This is a genomic window from Bradyrhizobium sp. 191 (assembly GCF_023100985.1).
Lineage (GTDB): Bacteria > Pseudomonadota > Alphaproteobacteria > Rhizobiales > Xanthobacteraceae > Bradyrhizobium > Bradyrhizobium diversitatis.
In genome coordinates this window covers 7,820,536-7,840,946 of the sequence record NZ_CP064692.1, presented here as the reverse complement: position 1 = coordinate 7,840,946, position 20,411 = coordinate 7,820,536, and the positions used below count along the sequence as shown (strand labels likewise).

General features: G+C 63.2%; 14 protein-coding genes. 1 reads left to right on the top strand and 13 read right to left on the bottom strand.

Going from position 1 to position 20,411, the window contains the following annotated elements:
- Positions 1-14: 14 nt before the first annotated feature.
- The 13 genes from IVB23_RS36930 to IVB23_RS36870 all read right to left on the bottom strand — a co-directional run bounded on the left by IVB23_RS36930 (position 15) and on the right by IVB23_RS36870 (position 19,134).
- Entirely contained in the window at positions 15-2,069 is a 2,055-nt protein-coding gene (locus IVB23_RS36930; RefSeq protein ID WP_247801925.1) for an FAD-dependent oxidoreductase, read from the bottom strand.
- 193 nt (positions 2,070-2,262) lie between these two features.
- Positions 2,263-6,459, bottom strand: coding sequence for a DNA-directed RNA polymerase subunit beta' (gene rpoC / locus IVB23_RS36925; RefSeq protein WP_061876886.1), 4,197 nt, complete (start codon positions 6,457-6,459; stop codon positions 2,263-2,265).
- 128 nt (positions 6,460-6,587) lie between these two features.
- Positions 6,588-10,712 carry a DNA-directed RNA polymerase subunit beta gene (rpoB, locus tag IVB23_RS36920; RefSeq protein ID WP_247801924.1) on the bottom strand — a complete coding sequence of 1,375 codons (4,125 nt, stop codon included), beginning with the start codon at positions 10,710-10,712 and terminating at the stop codon, positions 6,588-6,590.
- A 517-nt stretch (positions 10,713-11,229) separates the two neighbouring features.
- Positions 11,230-11,607: a 50S ribosomal protein L7/L12 gene (gene rplL, locus IVB23_RS36915; RefSeq protein WP_061876888.1), complete on the bottom strand. Its 378-nt coding sequence runs from the start codon at positions 11,605-11,607 to the stop codon at positions 11,230-11,232.
- A gap of 54 nt (positions 11,608-11,661) precedes the next feature.
- The gene (rplJ, locus tag IVB23_RS36910) at positions 11,662-12,180 is read right to left on the bottom strand and encodes a 50S ribosomal protein L10 (RefSeq protein WP_061876889.1); all 519 of its coding nucleotides are present in this window, start codon (positions 12,178-12,180) and stop codon (positions 11,662-11,664) included.
- Positions 12,181-12,768: 588 nt separating this feature from the next.
- On the bottom strand, positions 12,769-13,722 hold the full coding sequence (locus IVB23_RS36905) for a 2-hydroxyacid dehydrogenase (protein WP_247801923.1): 954 nt from the start codon (positions 13,720-13,722) through the stop codon (positions 12,769-12,771).
- A 90-nt stretch (positions 13,723-13,812) separates the two neighbouring features.
- The gene (gene rplA, locus IVB23_RS36900; protein ID WP_247801922.1) at positions 13,813-14,505 is read right to left on the bottom strand and encodes a 50S ribosomal protein L1; all 693 of its coding nucleotides are present in this window, start codon (positions 14,503-14,505) and stop codon (positions 13,813-13,815) included.
- A gap of 6 nt (positions 14,506-14,511) precedes the next feature.
- Positions 14,512-14,940, bottom strand: a complete 429-nt coding sequence (gene rplK / locus IVB23_RS36895) for a 50S ribosomal protein L11 (protein ID WP_008136439.1) — start codon at positions 14,938-14,940, stop codon at positions 14,512-14,514.
- 135 nt (positions 14,941-15,075) lie between these two features.
- Positions 15,076-15,630: a transcription termination/antitermination protein NusG gene (gene nusG, locus IVB23_RS36890; protein ID WP_028177956.1), complete on the bottom strand. Its 555-nt coding sequence runs from the start codon at positions 15,628-15,630 to the stop codon at positions 15,076-15,078.
- A complete protein-coding gene (gene secE / locus IVB23_RS36885; protein ID WP_007611620.1) occupies positions 15,630-15,821 on the bottom strand; it encodes a preprotein translocase subunit SecE in 192 nt (63 codons plus the stop codon). The genes nusG and secE overlap by 1 nt, the downstream gene beginning before the upstream one ends.
- A gap of 339 nt (positions 15,822-16,160) precedes the next feature.
- Positions 16,161-17,357: a class I SAM-dependent methyltransferase gene (locus IVB23_RS36880; RefSeq protein ID WP_246790105.1), complete on the bottom strand. Its 1,197-nt coding sequence runs from the start codon at positions 17,355-17,357 to the stop codon at positions 16,161-16,163.
- A 154-nt stretch (positions 17,358-17,511) separates the two neighbouring features.
- Positions 17,512-18,534, bottom strand: a complete 1,023-nt coding sequence (locus IVB23_RS36875; protein ID WP_061876892.1) for a lysylphosphatidylglycerol synthase transmembrane domain-containing protein — start codon at positions 18,532-18,534, stop codon at positions 17,512-17,514.
- 12 nt (positions 18,535-18,546) lie between these two features.
- A complete protein-coding gene (locus IVB23_RS36870) occupies positions 18,547-19,134 on the bottom strand; it encodes an SIS domain-containing protein (protein ID WP_246515753.1) in 588 nt (195 codons plus the stop codon).
- 165 nt (positions 19,135-19,299) lie between these two features.
- On the opposite strand from IVB23_RS36870, the gene IVB23_RS36865 reads away from it, so the two are divergent.
- Entirely contained in the window at positions 19,300-20,328 is a 1,029-nt protein-coding gene (locus IVB23_RS36865) for an SDR family oxidoreductase (protein ID WP_061877030.1), read from the top strand.
- Positions 20,329-20,411: the final 83 nt, after the last annotated feature.

Below are 20,411 nucleotides of genomic sequence, written 5' to 3'. Positions count from 1 at the left end.
TCCGCGTCCCGCGGCTAGTCCTCGTCCTCGACCTTGTCGAAGAAGGAATAGCGCAAACTGTCGGCGTCGGCGTACCACTGCCCCGGTCCCTTGTTGGCGGCGAGCGTCGCCTCCCAGAGCGCATCGGTGCAATCCTTGCGGTGCATCGACAGGTCGAAGCCATTGCCGAAGAACAGTTCGGACCACTCCCACCAGGTGCCGAGCTTCTTGACTCCGCGCAGCAGGTCGTAGCGGTCGATCAGCGCCGGCGCCATGTCCGAGGTGATCGAGCCGAACACGAGGCCGGTCTTGACGACGCGGTTGAGCTCGCGGATCGCACGGGCCACCTGCTTCGGGGAAACGTGGCAGAGGCTGGTCTCGAACACGAAGTCGAACGTGCCGTCCTTGAACGGCATGTCGGTGATCGAGCCGAGCTTGTTGTACTTCTTCAGCGCTTTCGGCGTCTTGGCGTGGATGGCGCGGTTGTTCTCGATTCCCCACGCATCGATGCCGCGATCGCGCAACGCGCCGACCAGTTCGCCGCTGGCGGCCCCCGCGACCAGTAGCTTGGCGCCCGTTGCCTTGCCCCAGACGATCCCGATCAGCCTGCTGAGGTAATCGGGGTCGGTGAAGTGCTGCCACGCCTCGTGGTAGGGACCGAGGCCGCGATAATTCTCGAAATAGTCGCGGTCGATCTTGTCCGACAGCGGCTTGTCGTCTTGTGCGCGCTCGCGGCGCAGGCGCATCATCTCGGTCAGGATGATGTCGGTCGCCGCATCCGAAGAATCGAGCAGGCCATTCAGCGTCGAGTCGAACAGGTAGTCGCCGACAACCACGATGCCGGGATGCTCCTTCGGCTCGGGCCGGTGGTTGGTCATCACGTCGCGCACGGGCAGACCGCCGGGAATCGCGTTCACCGACGACAGCCAGCGGTGGATCTTGCCTTCCATGAAATGCGAACGCGCATCGCCGAGAGAAGCCGGCAGCGATTTCAGGGCAGCATCGATCAGCTCCTGGTCCGACAGATTGGCGAAAGCCAGCGCGTCGGAGCCCGGAATGAGCCAGTTCAGAACGCCATGCTTGCCGACGTCGTGGCGTGCGCCCTCGTTGTAGACGCAGCAGCCGCCGAAAGCCTCCGACATGAACCAGGCGCCCGGAATCTTCTCGCCCCAGAACGGCTCGTCGAACAGGATCGAGACGCGCAGATAGTGCGCGGGGCGATCGAAATAGGCGACGTGCTTGACCATCGACTTGCGCAGCTGCTCGCCCTCCCAGCTGAGGGTGGCGAGCCAGGAATGCGGCAGGCAGACCAGGACGAGATCGAAGTCGCGAGTCTCCGGTCCCTTGCCGTTCATCATCTTGAGCTGATAGCGGCCGGTCGGCGCCTTGCCGACGGTGAGCACGCGGTGATTGAGCTGGATGTCGGCGTTGACCTCCGACTGCAGGCACTCGATCAGCTGCTCGTTGCCGTTCTGAATGGAATAGAGGCCGATATAGCCGTCGACATCCATCAGATAGTTCTTGAGCGCGTTGAGACCGTTGGTGTTGTGGCTCTCGGTCGCGATGTCGGAGCGGGCCATGACCTTGAAGAAACGCTTTGCCGTCTCGTCCTCGACCTCCTCGTCGAGCACCTGCTCGGCGGTCTTGTAAGCCCAGGGATTCTCGTTGTCGTGCGCGCCGACGCCCTCGTAATATTCAATCGGCGACATCAGCTCGGTGCAGCGCTCGCGGAATGTCTCGATCGCGGCCGCGGTCTTGGCGCCGTATTTGCGGCGCATGCCGGGCACGTCATTGAGGAGCTCGCCGCCGAAATGCACCTGCTCGGCGTCCATCGGAATGGTCTGGAGGCCGAAATGCTGGATCAGCTCGCGCAGCGGGTCCGGGCCCGTCATCGAGTAGTCGTAGATCTCGGCAACGCCGGCCTCGTACATCGCGGGCGCCGAATCGAATTTGCGCGTGACGATCTTGCCGCCCAGCCGGTCGGAGGCCTCGTAGATGGTGACGCGGCAGAGATCGCCGAGCTTACGCTTCAGATACCAGGCGCTCATCAGCCCGCCGGGGCCGCCGCCTACGATTGCGAGATCAAGCATGTGAGTTCCGTGGTCCTCCGGCGCTCCCCCCATCACGGGACCACCGGTCTAAGCTCTCCTAGCAGAAGCGCTTTTACGGCTGAAGGAAAGATGAACAAAGGCTGATCCTTCATCCCAGCAAGCAAAGAAAGCAGCAAAAAGGCCGGCAAAAGCCGGCCTTTTCATTGTCCTCGGTATTCCTACGGATGAACCATCATTCCGCAGGCGGCAGCGCCGGAAGCTCGGCTTCCGGTGCCGGCGACACGACGGCCGCCTGCTTCTCGCGCTCGTCCAGGATCAGCTTGTCGCGCTTCATGGCGACTTCGCGGATCTTGGCCATGGAGGCGCCGGTGCCCGCCGGGATCAGCCGGCCGACGATGACGTTCTCCTTGAGGCCTTCGAGCGGATCGATCTTGCCGTTGACCGCCGCCTCGGTGAGGACGCGTGTGGTCTCCTGGAACGATGCCGCCGAGAAGAAGGATCGGGTCTGGAGGCTCGCCTTGGTGATGCCGAGCAGAACCGGCGTTCCCGTGGCGGGCTTCTTGCCCTCTTCCTTGGCCTTCTCGTTCAGCGCGTCGAACTCGATCTTGTCGACCTGCTCGCCGGAGATCATGTCCGTATCGCCCTGATCGGTGATTTCCACCTTCTGGAGCATCTGACGGACAATCACCTCGATGTGCTTGTCGTTGATGAGCACGCCCTGCAGCCGGTAGACCTCCTGGATCTCGTTGACCAGATAGGCCGCGAGTTCCTCGATGCCCTTCACCGCAAGGATGTCGTGCGGTGCCGGATTGCCCTCCACGATGAAGTCGCCCTTTTCGACGACGTCGCCGTCCTGAAGGTGGATGTGCTTGCCCTTCGGGATCAGGTACTCGCGCGGCTCGTCGGTCTTGTCCATCGGCTCGATCGAGATGCGACGCTTGTTCTTGTAGTCGCGCCCGAACCGGATGGTGCCCGCGATTTCGGCGATGATCGCCGCATCCTTCGGACGCCGAGCCTCGAACAGTTCCGCCACCCGCGGCAGACCGCCGGTGATGTCACGCGTCTTGGCGCTTTCGGTCGAGACACGGGCGAGGATGTCGCCCGGCTGTACCTTGGCTCCGATGTCGACCGACAGAATGGCATCGACCGACAGCATGTAGCGGGCATCGCCGCCACGGGCGAGCTTGAGCACCTTGCCGTCCTTGCCCTTCACCACGATGGCCGGACGCAGGTCCGCGCCGCCGCGCGTCGAGCGCCAGTCGATGACCACGCGCTTGGCGATACCGGTGGCTTCGTCGAGCGTTTCCGAGATCGACTGCCCCTCGACCAGATCCTCGAAGCCGATGGTTCCTTCGACTTCGGTGAGCAGCGGACGGGTGTAGGGATCCCACTCGACGATGCGCTGGCCGCGCTTGACCATGTCGCCTTCGTCGACGTGCAGGCGCGAACCGTACTGGATACGGTGCGTCGCACGCTCGGTGCCGTCGGCATCGACGATCGCGACAACCATGTTGCGCACCATCGCGATCAGGTGACCTTCGCTGTTGCGGGCGATGGCCTTGTTCCGGATCACGATCTTGCCGTCGAAATTGGCTTCGACGAACGACTGCTCGTTGAGCTGCGCCGCACCGCCGATGTGGAAGGTGCGCATGGTGAGCTGGGTGCCCGGCTCGCCGATCGACTGCGCCGCGATGACGCCGACCGCTTCGCCGTGGTTGACCGGCGTGCCACGGGCGAGGTCGCGGCCGTAGCACTTGCCGCAGATGCCGTTGACAAGCTCGCAGGTCAGCGCCGAGCGGATCTTCACCTCCTGCACGCCACCCTGCTGAATGGCCTCCAGATGGCTCTCTTCCATCAGCGTATCGCGCTTGATGATCACCTTGCCCGAGCTGTCACGCACGTCTTCGCAGGCCGTGCGTCCGAGGATGCGCGAGCCGAGCGAAGCGACCACGGTGCCGGCATCGACGATGGCGCGCATCTTGATGCCGAGCTTGGTGCCGCAGTCGCTCTGCGTGATGATGCAGTCCTGCGCCACGTCGACGAGACGACGGGTCAGGTAGCCGGAGTTCGCGGTCTTCAACGCGGTGTCCGCGAGGCCCTTGCGGGCGCCGTGGGTCGAGTTGAAGTACTCGAGCACCGAGAGGCCTTCCTTGAAGTTCGAGATGATCGGCGTCTCGATGATCTCGCCTGACGGCTTGGCCATCAGGCCGCGCATGCCGGCGAGCTGGCGCATCTGGGCCGGCGAACCGCGGGCACCGGAGTGGGCCATCATGTAGATCGAGTTGATGTCGGCGTCGGCTCCGCTCGCCGTCTTCTTGGTGGCGGAGATCTCCTTCATCATCGCCTTGGCGATTTCTTCCGTGGCCTTCGACCAGGCGTCGACGACCTTGTTGTACTTCTCGCCATGCGTGATCAGACCGTCGTTGTACTGCTGCTCGAAATCCTTCGCCAGCGTACGGGTGGTGTCGACGATCTTCCACTTGCCGTGCGGCACGACCATGTCGTCCTTGCCGAACGAGATGCCGGCCTTGAACGCGTTGTAGAAGCCGAGCGCCATGATGCGGTCGCAGAAGATCACCGTCTCCTTCTGTCCGCAGTGACGGTAGACCTGGTCGATGACGCCGGAGATCTCGCGCTTGGTCATCAGCTTGTTGATGATCTCGTACGAGATCCGCGGATTCTTCGGCAGCAAATTGCCGAGCATGACGCGGCCCGCGGTGGTCTCGATCCAGCGCCTGGAGACCTTGCCGGTCTCGTCCATGCCTTCCCACCGGTACTTGATCTTGGTGTGGAGGTGGATGACCTTCGCGTGCAGCGCGTGCTCGAGCTCGGCCATGTCGCCGAACACCTTGCCCTCGCCGGGCAGGCCTTCGCGCATGATCGAGACGTAGTAGAGACCGAGCACGATGTCCTGCGACGGCACGATGATCGGCTGGCCGTTCGCCGGATGCAGGATGTTGTTGGTCGACATCATCAGGACGCGCGCTTCCAGCTGCGCTTCGAGCGACAGCGGAACGTGCACGGCCATCTGGTCGCCGTCGAAGTCGGCGTTGAACGCGGAGCAGACCAGCGGGTGGAGCTGGATCGCCTTGCCCTCGATCAGCACCGGCTCGAACGCCTGGATGCCGAGGCGATGCAGCGTCGGCGCGCGGTTGAGCAGCACCGGATGCTCGCGGATCACCTCGTCCAGGATGTCCCAGACCTCGGGACGCTCCTTCTCGACCAGCTTCTTGGCCTGCTTCACGGTCGTGGACAGGCCCTTGGCGTCAAGCCGCGAGTAGATGAACGGCTTGAACAGCTCGAGCGCCATCTTCTTCGGCAGGCCGCACTGATGCAGGCGCAGCTCGGGACCGACCACGATCACCGAACGACCCGAATAGTCGACGCGCTTGCCGAGCAGGTTCTGACGGAAGCGGCCCTGCTTGCCCTTGAGCATGTCGGCGAGCGACTTCAGCGGGCGCTTGTTGGCGCCCGTGATGACGCGGCCGCGGCGGCCGTTGTCGAACAGCGCGTCGACCGCTTCCTGAAGCATGCGCTTCTCGTTGCGGATGATGATGTCAGGCGCGCGCAGCTCCATCAGCCGCTTCAAGCGGTTGTTGCGGTTGATGACGCGGCGGTAGAGGTCGTTGAGATCCGAGGTCGCGAAGCGGCCGCCGTCGAGCGGCACCAGCGGACGCAGGTCCGGCGGGATCACCGGCACCACCGTCATGATCATCCATTCCGGCTTGTTGCCGGAGTGGCGGAACGCTTCCACGATCTTCAGGCGCTTGGCGAGCTTCTTGTGCTTGATGTCGGAGTCGGTCTCCTGCATCTCGACACGCAGCGAGGCCTCGAGCTTCTCGAGGTCCATGCCCTTGAGCAGCTCGCGGATCGCTTCGGCGCCGATCATGGCGGTGAAGGAATCCTGGCCGTATTCGTCCTGCGCCTTCAGATACTCGTCTTCCGACAGCAGCTGACGGTCCTTCAGCGCGGTGAGGCCCGGCTCCAGCACGACGTAATATTCGAAGTAGAGGATCCGCTCGAGATCCTTCAGCGTCATGTCGAGCAGGAGGCCGATGCGCGAGGGCAACGACTTCAGGAACCAGATGTGGGCGACGGGAGCTGCGAGCTCGATATGGCCCATGCGCTCGCGCCGGACGCGCGACAGCGTGACCTCGACCGAGCACTTCTCGCAGATGATGCCCTTGTACTTCATGCGCTTGTACTTGCCGCACAAGCACTCGTAGTCCTTGATCGGCCCGAAGATGCGGGCGCAGAACAGGCCGTCGCGCTCGGGCTTGAAGGTGCGGTAGTTGATGGTCTCCGGCTTCTTGATCTCGCCGTAGGACCAGGACAGAATCTTCTCTGGGGACGCGATCGAGATCCGGATCTGGTCGAAGACCTGAGCCGGCGTCGTCGGATTGAAGAGATTCATAATTTCTTGGTTCATCGTCTTCTCCTCGCGTGCCGGTCGCCTCCGGCCGCAAATTCGAAAATCATTCAACGAGGCGCCCTGCCCTCAAGGCCTCGGGAAGGGCGCCGATGCCCGGCCGCGAAGGCCGGGCATGAAAGGTCGAATTACTCGGCCGCTTCCGACGTCGGCGCCGGTCCCATCTTGGAGTTGTGCAGGTCGACGTTGAGGCCGAGCGAGCGCATTTCCTTGACCAGCACGTTGAACGATTCCGGAATACCGGCCTCGAACGTGTCGTCACCGCGCACGATCGCCTCGTACACCTTGGTACGGCCGGCGACGTCGTCCGACTTCACCGTCAGCATCTCCTGGAGCGTGTACGCCGCGCCGTAAGCCTCGAGCGCCCACACCTCCATTTCGCCGAAGCGCTGGCCGCCGAACTGCGCCTTGCCGCCCAGCGGCTGCTGGGTGACGAGCGAGTACGGACCGATCGAACGCGCATGGATCTTGTCGTCGACCAGATGGTGCAACTTGAGCATGTAGATGTAGCCCACCGTCACCTTGCGATCGAACGGATCGCCGGTGCGGCCGTCATAGACGGTCGACTGACCCGACGCGTCGAGACCGGCAAGCTTCAGCATCTCCTCGATGTCGGTCTCCTTGGCACCGTCGAACACCGGCGTCGCGATCGGCACGCCGCGGCTGAGGTTATGGCCGAGTTCGAGCAGCTCGTTGTCGTTGAGCGACTTGATCGTCTCGTCCTCGCCGTAGACCTTCTTCAGGGTTTCCTTCAGCGGCTTGATGTCCTGCTTCGACAGGTACGCATCGACCGTCTGGCCGATACGCTTGCCGAGGCCGGCACAGGCCCAGCCGAGATGGGTCTCGAGGATCTGTCCGACGTTCATGCGCGAAGGCACGCCGAGCGGATTGAGCACGATGTCGGCATGCGTGCCGTCTTCGAGGAACGGCATGTCCTCGATCGGCACGATCTTCGACACCACGCCCTTGTTGCCGTGGCGGCCGGCCATCTTGTCGCCGGGTTGGATCTTGCGCTTCACCGCGACGAAGACCTTGACCATCTTCATCACGCCGGGCGGCAATTCGTCACCGCGCTGAAGCTTCTCGACCTTGTCGAGGAAGCGCTGCTCAAGCCCCTTCTTCGACTCGTCGTACTGCTTCCGCATGGCCTCGATTTCGGCCATCAGCTTGTCGTTGGGCGAAGCGAACAGCCACCACTGCGACTTCGGGTACTCCTCGAGCACCGCACGGGTGATCTTGGTGTCCTTCTTGAAGCCCTTCGGACCCGCAATGCCCTGCCGCCCCTCGAGAAGCTCGGCAAGACGGTTGTAGACGTTGCGGTCCAGGATCGCCTGCTCGTCGTCGCGGTCCTTGGCAAGGCGCTCGATCTCTTCCCGCTCGATCGCCAGCGCACGCTCGTCCTTGTCGACGCCGTGACGGTTGAACACGCGCACTTCGACGATCGTGCCTTGCACGCCCGGGGGGACGCGCAGCGAGGTGTCGCGGACGTCGGAGGCCTTCTCGCCGAAGATGGCGCGCAGGAGCTTCTCTTCCGGCGTCATCGGGCTTTCGCCCTTCGGCGTGATCTTGCCGACCAGGATGTCACCGGCCCGCACTTCCGCGCCGATGTAGACGATACCGGCTTCGTCGAGGTTCTTCAGCGCTTCTTCCGAGACGTTCGGAATGTCGCGGGTGATTTCCTCAGGTCCGAGCTTGGTGTCGCGGGCCATCACCTCGAATTCCTCGATGTGGATCGAGGTGAAGACGTCTTCCTTCACGATCCGCTCGGAGAGCAGGATCGAGTCTTCGAAGTTGTAGCCGTTCCACGGCATGAACGCGACCAGCACGTTGCGGCCGAGCGCGAGTTCGCCGAGATCGGTCGACGGACCGTCAGCGATGATGTCGCCCTTCTTGACGATGTCGCCGACCTTCACCAGCGGACGCTGGTTGATGCAGGTCGACTGGTTCGAGCGCTGGTACTTCATAAGACGGTAGATATCGACGCCCGACTTGGTCGGATCGAGATCTTCCGTCGCGCGGATGACGACGCGGGTCGCATCGATCTGGTCGATCACGCCTGAACGGCGCGCCGCGATCGCGGCGCCCGAGTCACGGGCAACCACGCCCTCCATGCCGGTGCCGACGAACGGCGCCTCGGCGCGAACCAGCGGCACCGCCTGGCGCTGCATGTTCGAGCCCATCAGCGCGCGGTTGGCGTCGTCATTCTCGAGGAACGGGATCAGCGCCGCGGCGACCGAAACGAGCTGCTTCGGCGACACGTCCATGTAGTCGACCTTGTCGGGCGTCATCGGCACGACGTCGCGGGTCCCGCTCGAGCGGCAGACCACGAGGTCTTCGGTGAAGCGGCCCTTGGCGTCGACCGGCACGTTGGCCTGGGCCACCGAATAGCGCCCTTCTTCCATCGCCGACAGGTACACCACCTCGTCGGTGACGCGGCCGTCCTTGACCTTGCGGTACGGCGTCTCGACGAAGCCGTATTTGTTCACGCGCGCGAAGGTCGCGAGCGAGTTGATCAGGCCGATGTTCGGACCTTCCGGCGTTTCGATCGGGCAGATGCGGCCGTAATGCGTCGGATGCACGTCGCGCACCTCGAAGCCGGCGCGCTCGCGGGTCAGACCGCCCGGTCCGAGCGCCGACAGGCGGCGCTTGTGGGTGATCTCGCTGAGCGGGTTGGTCTGGTCCATGAACTGCGAGAGCTGCGAGGAGCCGAAGAACTCGCGCACGGCGGCGGCCGCCGGCTTGGCGTTGATCAGGTCCTGCGGCATGACCGTGTCGATATCGACCGAGGACATGCGCTCCTTGATCGCGCGCTCCATGCGCAGGAGGCCGATGCGGTACTGGTTCTCCATGAGCTCGCCGACCGAACGCACACGGCGGTTGCCGAGATGGTCGATGTCGTCGATCTCGCCCTTGCCGTCGCGCAGATCCACCAGCGTCTTGATGACGGAGAGGATGTCTTCCTTGCGCAGCGTGCGCTGGGTGTCGGGCGCATCGAGGTCGAGGCGCATGTTCATCTTGACGCGACCGACCGCGGAGAGGTCGTAGCGTTCGGCGTCGAAGAACAGCGACTGGAACATGGCCTGCGCCGATTCCAGCGTCGGCGGCTCGCCCGGACGCATCACGCGGTAGATGTCGAACAGCGCATCCTCACGCGTCATGTTCTTGTCGGCCGACAGCGTATTACGGATGTAGGGGCCGACATTGACGTGGTCGATGTCGAGCAGCGGCAGCTCCTTGTAGCCCTGCTCGTTGAGCGCCTTCATCAGCTTGTCGGTGATTTCCTCACCGGCCTCGGCGTGGATCTCACCGGTCTTCGGGTTGACGAGATCCTCGGCGACGTAGTTGCCGACCAGCTCCTCGTCGGCCATGCGCAGCGCCTTCAGCCCCTTCTCCTGGAGCTGGCGGGCGGCGCGGACGGTGAGCTTCTTGCCGGCCTCGAGCACGACCTTGCCGGTATCGGCGTCGATCAGGTCGTTGACGGTCGAGTAGCCGCGGAAACGGTTGGCGTCGAACGGAACGCGCCAGCCTTCCTTGGTCCGCTTGTAGAGAATCTTCTTGTAGAACGTGGACAGGATCGCCTCGCCGTCGAGGCCGAGGGCGAACATCAGCGACGTCACCGGAATCTTGCGGCGACGGTCGATACGCGCATAGACGATGTCCTTGGCGTCGAACTCGATGTCGAGCCAGGAGCCGCGATACGGAATGACGCGGGCGGCGAACAGCAGCTTGCCCGAGGAATGGGTCTTGCCCTTGTCGTGGTCGAAGAACACGCCGGGCGACCGGTGCATCTGCGAGACGATGACGCGCTCGGTGCCGTTGACGATGAAGGTGCCGTTCATCGTCATGAGCGGGATGTCGCCCATGTAGACGTCCTGCTCCTTGATGTCCTTCACCGACTTCGCGCCGGTTTCCTCGTCGATATCGAACACGATGAGGCGCAGCGTCACCTTGAGGGGCGCAGCGAAGGTCATGCCGCGCTGGCGGCACTCGTCGACGTCGTATTTGGGCTGCTCGAACTCGTAGCGGACGAATTCCAGCATCGAGGTGCCCGAAAAGTCGGAGATCGGAAACACCGAGCGGAACACCGCCTGCAGACCCTCGTCGAGACGGCCGCCCGGGGGCTCGTCGACCATCAGGAACTGGTCATAGGACGCCTTCTGAACCTCGATGAGGTTCGGCATCTCGGCGACTTCCTTGATGTGTCCGAAGAACTTGCGAACACGTTTGCGACCGGTGAATGTCTGCTGCGCCATCGTGGCCTCTCATTTTCGTCGCCCGCTCTGGGCGCGCCGTCCGGAACGCGGCTGCCACCGCTCTCCGGGTTGAATTTTCGAACCCGCCTTGGGGGCCAGAGACGCAGCTTCAGGCTTGAATGTCCTGAATCTGTTCTTCAGACCTTCAAAACGCAAAACGACGCGCGGGGCGCAAGAGCGCACCCGCCCGTCACAACGATCGTCTTCACGGACTGCAAAAGCCCGAAATAGCCTGCTCTCCCAACGGCTTACAGGGAAATCCGGCATCCCCGCCCACCGCGCTTTCGTGCTGCCGACCCGATATGGGGCGACAATAGTGCAGATTCGAGGGGTAAACCCTCAAATCCCCACACTTTTTCGTGTTCGGCCTGCGTCGGGACGTTCCGTCGCACGCCTTTTGCATCTGGCGCCGGTCCTTCCGATCGTCATGGCCGGGCTTGACCCGGCCATCCACGATCTTGGGACGAGATCCCGGGTCTCGCTTCGCGAGCCCGGGATTTCGCCGAAGCAACTTGCGTTACTTCAGCTCAACCTTGGCGCCAGCCTTCTCGAGCTGGGCCTTGATCTTGTCGGCTTCGTCCTTGTTCACGCCTTCCTTGACAGGCTTCGGCGCGCCCTCGACGAGGTCCTTTGCTTCCTTCAGGCCGAGACCGGTGATGGCGCGGACTTCCTTGATGACCTCGATCTTCTTGTCGCCGGCGCTGGCGAGAACGACCGTGAACTCGGTCTTCTCTTCCGCCGGAGCGGCAGCGGCGCCACCGGCAGCCGGGCCGGCCACGGCGACAGCCGCGGCGGCCGAAACGCCCCACTTCTCTTCGAGGAGCTTCGCCAGTTCGGCAGCTTCGAGCACGGTGAGGCTCGAGAGGTCGTCAACGATCTTCTGCAAGTCAGCCATTGTTCAGTTTCCTTGAGTGTAAGTCTGGTTCGGGTTTGAGTTTTGCGAAGGGCGTCAGGCCGCTTCGCCCTTTGAGGCATGAGCCTGGATGACGCGCGCGAGCTTGCCCGCGGGCGCGTTGGCGAGCTGGGCCAGCTTGGTCGCCGGGGCCACAAGCAGGCCGACGATCTTGCCGCGCAGTTCGTCAAGCGACGGCAGCGAGGCAAGCGCCTTCACGCCGTCGACATTCAGGACGGTCTTGCCCATCGACCCGCCAACGATGACGAACTTTTCGTTCGCCTTGGCAAATTCGATGGCGACCTTTGGCGCCGCTACCGGATCGTTGGAAGTTGCGATCACGGTCGGCCCCTTCAGCATGGGGCCGATGGCTACGACGTCAGTGCCTTCAAGAGCAATTTTGGCGAGACGGTTCTTCGAGACCTTCACCGACGCACCCGCCTGCTTCATCTGCTGGCGCAGCTTCTGCATTTGGGCGACGGTGAGGCCGGAATATTGAGCAACGATCGCGACGCTCGTGGTCTTGAAGACCTCGTTGAGCTGTTCGACCGCCTCTTTTTTTGCCGCTCGTTCCACAGCAAGCTCTCTCCGGTTGGCGGTCATCGCGAGGAGCGGGACCGCCGGGTTTCACCCATCGTCCCGCCCGAACCTGAACCTCCGGGCCAAAAAACCCATCGGACACGCCGGGCAAGACGACAATTCAAAGCCTGCCCTCCGGGAGCCCCCTTGGAGGCCCACGGCGTGTCGAGGTCCGAACCAGACCCGTTTCGCTAACCCTACCGTTAAGGCTGGGCGCGAAGTGAAATCCGGTCTTCACCCGTCTATGCAGGCCATGCGATTAAGCCATTGAGAAATCGAAATTTCCCGCAGGCGCCTGCAGTCTTGGACAGGACGAGGCCAGCCGGCGAACCGTCCGACCTCTGCCCGCACCCCAGCCCACCGACGGGTTTCCTTCCTTTTCCGGGCAAATCCTTGCGGACGTCCTGAAAAGGAATGATCTCCTGTCATGCCGGTTTTTCGGAATGCGTGCACGAACGCGCCAGCCGAGGCCGGTACGTTCGGAGGCGGTTCTTTAACCGCTCCGGGCCTGCTTGCCAAGAGCAAAATTCACACCAGTTCCAATCGATTGCCGGCCAGGCTTGATCTCGGCTGACAAGGCCCGATTCAGGACGATTTGACCGCGTAAGGGAGCGGTCTACCCTCGAAGAACGCGGTCAGGTTGGCCAAGACGCAATTCTGCATGGCAACGTGCGATTCCAGGGTGTGGCCGCCGATATGCGGGGCGAAGACCACGTTCCGCAGCGCCGTCAGCGCATCGGGGGCGTGCGGTTCCTGCTCAAAGACATCGAGGCCGGCGCCCGCGATGGTCTTGTCGGCGAGCGCGGCGACCAGGGCTTTCTCGTCGATGACGGAGCCGCGGGAAATATTGACGACATAGCCGTCCGCGCCGAGTCGCCGAAGGATATCGGCATTGACGACATGCTGGGTCTCGGCCCCTGCCCGGACCGCGATCATCAACACGCTGCACCAGTCGGCCAGCGCCTCCAGCGACGAGAAATATCGATACGGCAGATCGTATCGGGTGCGGCTGAAATAGCCGACCTCGCTCTCGAAAGCCGCGCAGCGCGCGGCGATCTTGCGGCCGATCTCGCCCATGCCATAGATGCCAACGCGGCGGCCGAGCATGCCGGCCTGAGGCCGCATCATTGGCGACTGTTTTGACGCCGCCCAGTCGCCACTGCGGACATATTGGTCGGCGACCAGGAGCCGCCGCGTCGCCGCCAGCATCAGGGTCATTGCGATATCGGCGACCGAAGCCGCATTGGCGCCCGGGCTGTGGCCGACGGCGATATTGCGCGCGGCGGCCGCCTTCAGATCGACGCCGTCATAACCGGTACCGTAGCAGATGATGGCGCCGAGCTTTGGAAACAGATCCATCGCCTCCGCGCCGAGCGGGGTCCCGCCCGCGGTCAGCATCGCGCGGATACCCCTGAGCTCGTCCGCCGGAAAAACCTCGTGTGCGGGCTTGCCAGCGGTGTCGAGAAGTTCGAACCGCTCGGCGAAACGCGCCATCATCGTCTTGGGAAAGCGCGAGTAGATCAGGACCTTGTCAGCCATTGTTCTTGCTTCCGGAGAGCGCCGCCACAAACGACGAGGGGCGGAATCGGTTGCCCAATTCCGCCCCTCGCCTCATGCAATTTCCAAACCTTAGCCGAGAATGGTGCCCGGCTCGACCTTCACGCCCGGGCCCATGGTCGAGGACACCGCAACGCGCTGGATGTAGGTACCCTTGGAACCAGCCGGCTTCGCCTTGGAGACGGCATCAGCCAGGGCCTTGATGTTCTCGACCAGCTTCTCCTCGGAGAACGAGGCCTTGCCGACGCCGGCCTGCAGGATGCCGGCCTTCTCGACGCGGAACTCGACCGAGCCGCCCTTGGCACCCTTCACCGCGCCGGTGACGTCCATGGTCACGGTGCCGATCTTCGGGTTCGGCATCAGGCCGCGCGGGCCGAGCACCTTACCGAGACGGCCGACCAGCGGCATCATGTCGGGGGTGGCGATGCAGCGGTCGAAATCGATCGAGCCGTTCTGCACCTTCTCGACCAGGTCCTCGGCGCCGACGACGTCAGCACCGGCCGCCTTGGCTTCGTCGGCCTTGGCGCCACGGGCGAACACGCCGACGCGGAGCGTACGGCCGGTACCGTTCGGCAGGGTCACGACGCCGCGAACCATCTGGTCGGCGTGACGCGGATCGACACCGAGATTGATCGCGACCTCGATGGTCTCGTCGAACTTCGCCTTCGCGCGTTCCTTGACCATCTTGATGGCGTCCGCGAGCGCGTAAAGCTTTTCGCGATCAATGCCTTCGCGGGCTTTGTTCAAACGCTTTCCGATTGCCATGACCGCTTACCCCGCAACTTCCAGACCCATCGAACGGGCAGAGCCCTCGACCATCTTCATGGCCGATTCGATGGTGTCGCAATTCAAGTCCTTCATCTTCTTCTCGGCGATCTCGCGCACCTGCGCCTTGGTCACCTTGCCGGCCTTGTCGCGGCCCGGCGCCTTCGAGCCGGACTGGATCTTGGCAGCCTGCTTGAGGAAGAAGGACATCGGGGGGGTCTTCATCTCGAACGTGAACGAACGATCGGCGTAGATCGTGATCACGACGGGAATCGGGGTGTTCTTCTCTTCCTTCTGGGTCTGGGCGTTGAATGCCTTGCAGAACTCCATGATGTTGAGACCGCGCTGACCAAGCGCGGGACCGATCGGGGGCGAAGGATTCGCCGCGCCGGCCGGGACCTGAAGCTTCAGGTATCCGGTCACTTTCTTTGCCATGTATCACTCCTGTTGTGCCGGCATGTCGCCGGCGGTTTCAGGTTCGTGGTCGGGATCGACGGGCGGCTGGCAACCGCCCTCGTCCTCCCACGGCCTCTCTTTGCGCAAAGCGTTTCGGCTTCACGCGCGACCCGATCAGACCTTCTCGACCTGACCGAATTCCAGCTCGACCGGCGTGGCGCGGCCGAAGATCGACACGGCGACCTTCACGCGCGAGCGCGCCTCGTCGATTTCCTCGACCACACCCGAGAACGAGGCGAACGGGCCATCGGCCACGCGCACATTCTCGCCGATCTCGAACGACACCGACGCCTTCGGCCGTTCCACACCCTCCTGCACCTGGTGCAGGATGCGCATGGCCTCGGCCTCCGAGATCGGCATCGGCTTGTTTTCCGCGCCGAGGAAGCCCGTCACCTTCGGCGTGTTCTTGATCAGATGAAACGCCTCGTCGGTCAGCTTCATCTTCACCAGCACATAGCCCGGGAAGAACTTGCGCTCGGCGTCGATCTTGCGGCCGCGGCGCACTTCCGTGACCTTCTCGGTCGGAACCAGCACCAGCTCGAACAGATCCTCGAGGCCGCGCTGTTTGGCCTGCTCGCGGATCGATTCGGCGACCTTCTTCTCGAAGTTCGAATAGGCGTGAACGATGTACCAGCGCTTGTCGGACAATTGAGCGGTTGCCGTTGCCATCAGTGAATGCCCAGGAGGAAGGTGATGAGGTAGCGGATGATCTGGTCGGCGGCGAAGAAGAAGATCGAGGCGACGGCGACCATGACGAACACCATGATGGTGGTGATCGTGGTCTCACGACGGGTCGGCCAAGTGACCTTGGCGGTCTCCGAACGCACTTCCTGCAAGAACTTGAACGGGCTGACTGCCATCGTTTTGATGTCCAACGTCCGTCGACAGACGCGAATGAATTTCGGGGATCCGAACAGCCGCCGTTGGCCCAGCCCTCTGTCTCGAAGGATGAGCCGGAAACCGGGCTCGATTGTTCGGGGATTTCAAAGCCGCGCCGGAGATCCGCGTCTAACGGGCCGGCTGCGAGTGCCGGGTAAATACTGCGGATGGGGCCAAAGGTCAAGATACGGGGCTTCGCGGCGAGAAGCCGGCGTCCTCAGGCGACCCATGCACACCCCAAGGAGGATCAAGGACTTATCTCCCGTCCCAGCGGGGACGAGATCAGCCCCGGAACCTGCCTGACCAACCCGCCGCCCGGATCAGTCGGCCCGGTCGACCATGGAGACACCCGGGAGCGGCACCACGAATTTTCCACCCTCGGCAAAATAGCGGGCGTGCTTGGCCCGGATCGGGTCGACATAGCGCCAAGCGAAGACCACGACAAACGCTGGCTTGCGCTCATAAAGGGCCGCCGGGGGCAGAATCGGAATGTCGTAACCCGGGCCCGCCATCACGTTCCCCTTCTTGGGGTCGTCGTCCACCAGGAAGTCGATCTTGTTCTCCAGGCCGAACTGCGGGAGCAGCGTCGTGGTGCCGACCGACACACCGTAGCCGGCGACCAGCTGCCCCCGCGCATGGGCGGCATCGGCCATCGCGACCAGCTCGTCGCGGATGGCCGCGATCCTCTTCACATAGGGCGCATAATAAGCCGGCTGATCGACGCCGAGCCGGTCCTCCTCGGCGATGAACCTCGCGACCTCCGCTGACGGCTTCTTCGCACCGCCGGCGCGCTGGACAGTCACGCGGATCGAGCCGCCCTTGGTCCAGATGTGCTGAACGTCGATCACTTCCATGCCGAGCCGCGCGAAGAAGCGCGTCAACGGCTTGATGTTAAAATAGGACAGATGCTCGTGATAGACGGTGTCGAGCAGGTTCTTCTCGGTGACATCGACGCCGTACTGCGTCTCGAAGACGAACAATCCGTCCGGTGCAAGCACGTCGCGAACCCCGATCACGAGCGGATCGAGATTGTCGACATTGGCGATCATGTTGTTGGCGATCACGACGCTCGCCGCACCATGGCTTTGCAGGATGCGGTGCCCGATCGCGTCCGTGAAAAAATCGCCGATGGTCTCGATCCCGGCTTCCGTCGCACGCCGCGCGATGTCGACGGCGGGATCGACACCCAGCACCCGCATGCCGCGCTCCCTAAAGAAGCCGAGCAACGATCCGTCATTGCTGCCGAGTTCGACGACGAGCGAGCCCGGCGCGATCCCAAAGCGGCTGACGACGTCGTTGGCATAGCCTGCGAAATGCTCCCGCAAGCCGAGCGAGAGCGAGGTGGTATAGACGTAGTTGCGGTACTGGATCTCCGGATTGCCGACATGGAGAATCTGGAGGTGGCCGCAGTCCCGGCACAGATGCAGCGCCATCGGTACCGCGGCCCGGAAGACGGGATCGTCGACGCTGGCGTCCGGCACCTGGAAGTTCGGCGTGCCGATGGGCATGCCTGCCATCGGAACGACCAGCTCCTGCTTGTCCGAATGGCAGAGGCGGCAAGTTTGGCGGACGTAGAACAGGTTTTTCATCGTGGAACCGAGATATGAGATACGCGAGCGAATGAGATAATCCCATCCTGTGAAGACCAGATCGGCAATGGGCTTGCGCAGATCATGAGTGGCTCGAGACTTCCGTGCCCTGCCCCAGCGCGAAACCGGGCGCTTCCTCCGCCGCCCTTGCGGCCTTGTCAGCGGAATACGACCCACGCTCCGGACTCGCCAGCCAGATCACGCCGCCGACGAGGCCAACAATCACGCTGATGGCACCTAGCAGGAGTGAAACCGACAGCGCTTCCTCGGACGGCACACCCGCAAGACCGAGGCAGGCGACCATCGCCCCTTCGCGAACGCCCCAGCCGCTGATCGAGATCGGAACGGCTGTCAACAGCACGACCGGCGGAATCAGGATGCCGGCGTCGAGGATCGATAGCTGCGCTCCGACACCGCGCGCCAGGGTGTAGCAGGCCGCCGCCGTCACGAGATGGATGAGGAGCGCGGATCCGAACAGCAAACCGCGGCGCTCGGATTGCAACAGAAGAAACCTGACGAGCGTTCCGAACCGGACGAAGCTTGCGATTGCGGGGAGCGCAATAAGGCGTTTCGGCAAACGGTCGAGCGTCAGCAGGACCACGGTGCCGGCGACGCCCGCCAGCGTAAGTCCGCCGATGGCCAGGATCGCTGCCGCATTGGACACCCGTGACAGCAGAAACGGCAATCCGGCCACCATCAGCACGATCAGCCCGATCAACGCCGTGAAGCGGTCTGCCGCAACGCCCTTGACCGCCTCCGACCACTGCACGCCACGTTGGCGGAGCAGCCACATCCGCACCGCGTCCCCGCCGACCGACGACGGCAACACCTGATTGAACCAGAGGCTGATCATGAGGATCCGCCAGCCCGCGAGCCAGTTCAGCGGCACGCCGAGCGCGCGCATGATCAGCTCCCACCGGCCGTTGAGCACGAAGGTCTGGAAGAAGATCAGCGCAAACGCGACGACGAACAGGACAGGATCGACCGAGATGAGATGAGTTCGCAATTGGCGCAGGTCGAGGCCGCGCGCGATATAGACCAGCACCGCGACCGACAGCAGCAGCTTCACCGAAAACAGGGCCGCATGCTTGAATCGCGACTGCATCGGATGCCCGCCTCAGGACGCCGGATATTCCGCACGACCGATGACGAGGTCGATCGCGGCCATCATCCAGAACTGGTGCGTGGTCTCGACAATGTTGTAGCTGCGGCTGTCGACCCAGAAATTGACGTCGCCGAGGCTGCGCAGCGGATTGTCCGCATTCATGCCCGATAGCGTGATCACGCCGAGCTTCATCGTGCGCGCCTGCGCAACCGCATTGAGGATGTTCTTCGAACGTCCGGACGAACTGATCGCGACGAGGCAATCGCCGGCGCGGGCATTCAGGCGTACTGCGTGCGCGATCCAGTCCTCGAAGCCGTAGTCGTTGGCAAGGCACGACATCATGCTCGCATCGCTGAAGCAGAGTGCAGGCACCGACGCATTCTTCGCCAGATCGATCGCCAGATGCGAGGCGATGCCGGCTGAGCCGCCATTGCCGATGAAGATGACGCGACCGCCCTGCTCTCGCGTGCGCAACCAGGACGCGCGCGTGGCGGAGATCCTGGCAAAAATACCGTCGTCGATCGCCGTCGCGCGATGCAGGCGGCCCACGTAGTCGTCGAGAAAGGCCTTGTGGTCGGGATCGACGGACTCGGCGGGCATGGGCTGGCGGCTCGATTGCAACATGTCCGGGTGATACCGGCTATTACCAAGGATTGCAAAGGTATAATACTTGCAAAGTTTGCGAGCGGCTGGTAGTCGGCTTTCGGGTTTCACTCAACATTGGCGAGCCTGTTTCGCTGGGCATTCGCGTCACGGATGTTCCCCATGAAATGCATCGTTACTGGCGGCGCCGGTTTCATTGGCAGCCACCTCGTCGATCGCCTGCTCGACGATGGCCATGAGGTCATCGCGCTCGATAATTTCGTTATCGGACGCGCCGAAAATTTGGCCGCGCGCGCCAGTTCGAGCCAGTTGAAGGTCGTACGGGCGGACGTCACCGACCTCGACGCGATCAAACCGTATTTCCACGGTGTCGATTGGGTCTTCCATCTCGCGGCACTGGCTGACATCGTTCCCTCGATCGAGTCCCCGATCCCGTATCACCGCGCCAACGTCGACGGCACGGTCAACGTTCTTGAGGCTGCGCGGCACGCGGGCATCAGCCGCTTCGTCTATGCGGCGTCATCGTCCTGCTATGGTATCCCCGACGTCTATCCGACGCCGGAGAGTGCCGAGATCCGGCCGATGTATCCCTACGCCCTCACAAAGAATCTCGGCGAGCAGTGCGTCATGCACTGGTGCCAGGTCTACAAGCTGCCTGCCGTGGCGCTACGCCTGTTCAACGTGTACGGGCCCCGCCATCGCACCACGGGCACCTACGGTGCCGTGTTCGGCGTGTTCATGGCGCAGAAGCTCGCGGGCAAGCCCTTCACCGTGGTCGGCGATGGCGAGCAGACCCGCGACTTCACCTTCGTCAGCGATGTCGCCGATGCCTTCGTGACCGCGGCGCGCTCCGATGTCTCCCATGAGATATTCAACGTCGGTTCGGACAACACCTACAGCGTCAACCGGCTGGTCGAGCTTCTTGGCGGCGACAAAGTCCATATTCCCAAGCGTCCCGGCGAGCCCGATTGCACCTACGCCGACATCACCAAGATCAAACGGGTCCTGAAATGGATGCCGAAGGTGAAGTTCGAGGACGGCGTCGCGACGATGCTGAAGTCGATGGACCAGTACAGGGACGCGCCCCTGTGGACGGTGGACAAGATCGCCGATGCCACCAAGGACTGGTTCAAATATCTCGGCGACGACGGCGATGCGGCGTCCGGCACTGTGCAGAAGGCGGGCCGTTGAGCAGACTCGTTCGACCCCGACATTCGTGCCGCCAACCGATCATTTCCGGGCCGGCCAGACCGACCCGCGCTTTGGATAATTCT

Bases quoted from the DNA above. Each gene is read 5' to 3' on its own strand.
- IVB23_RS36930 (WP_247801925.1), bottom strand. From the start codon at position 2,069: ATGCTTGATCTCGCAATCGTAGGCGGCGGCCCCGGCGGGCTGATGAGC.
- rpoC (WP_061876886.1), bottom strand. From the start codon at position 6,459: ATGAACCAAGAAATTATGAATCTCTTCAATCCGACGACGCCGGCTCAG.
- rpoB (WP_247801924.1), bottom strand. From the start codon at position 10,712: ATGGCGCAGCAGACATTCACCGGTCGCAAACGTGTTCGCAAGTTCTTC.
- rplL (WP_061876888.1), bottom strand. From the start codon at position 11,607: ATGGCTGACTTGCAGAAGATCGTTGACGACCTCTCGAGCCTCACCGTG.
- IVB23_RS36905 (WP_247801923.1), bottom strand. From the start codon at position 13,722: ATGGCTGACAAGGTCCTGATCTACTCGCGCTTTCCCAAGACGATGATG.
- rplA (WP_247801922.1), bottom strand. From the start codon at position 14,505: ATGGCAATCGGAAAGCGTTTGAACAAAGCCCGCGAAGGCATTGATCGC.
- rplK (WP_008136439.1), bottom strand. From the start codon at position 14,940: ATGGCAAAGAAAGTGACCGGATACCTGAAGCTTCAGGTCCCGGCCGGC.
- nusG (WP_028177956.1), bottom strand. From the start codon at position 15,630: ATGGCAACGGCAACCGCTCAATTGTCCGACAAGCGCTGGTACATCGTT.
- secE (WP_007611620.1), bottom strand. From the start codon at position 15,821: ATGGCAGTCAGCCCGTTCAAGTTCTTGCAGGAAGTGCGTTCGGAGACC.
- IVB23_RS36880 (WP_246790105.1), bottom strand. From the start codon at position 17,357: ATGGCAGGCATGCCCATCGGCACGCCGAACTTCCAGGTGCCGGACGCC.
- IVB23_RS36875 (WP_061876892.1), bottom strand. From the start codon at position 18,534: ATGCAGTCGCGATTCAAGCATGCGGCCCTGTTTTCGGTGAAGCTGCTG.
- IVB23_RS36870 (WP_246515753.1), bottom strand. From the start codon at position 19,134: ATGCCCGCCGAGTCCGTCGATCCCGACCACAAGGCCTTTCTCGACGAC.
- IVB23_RS36865 (WP_061877030.1), top strand. From the start codon at position 19,300: ATGAAATGCATCGTTACTGGCGGCGCCGGTTTCATTGGCAGCCACCTC.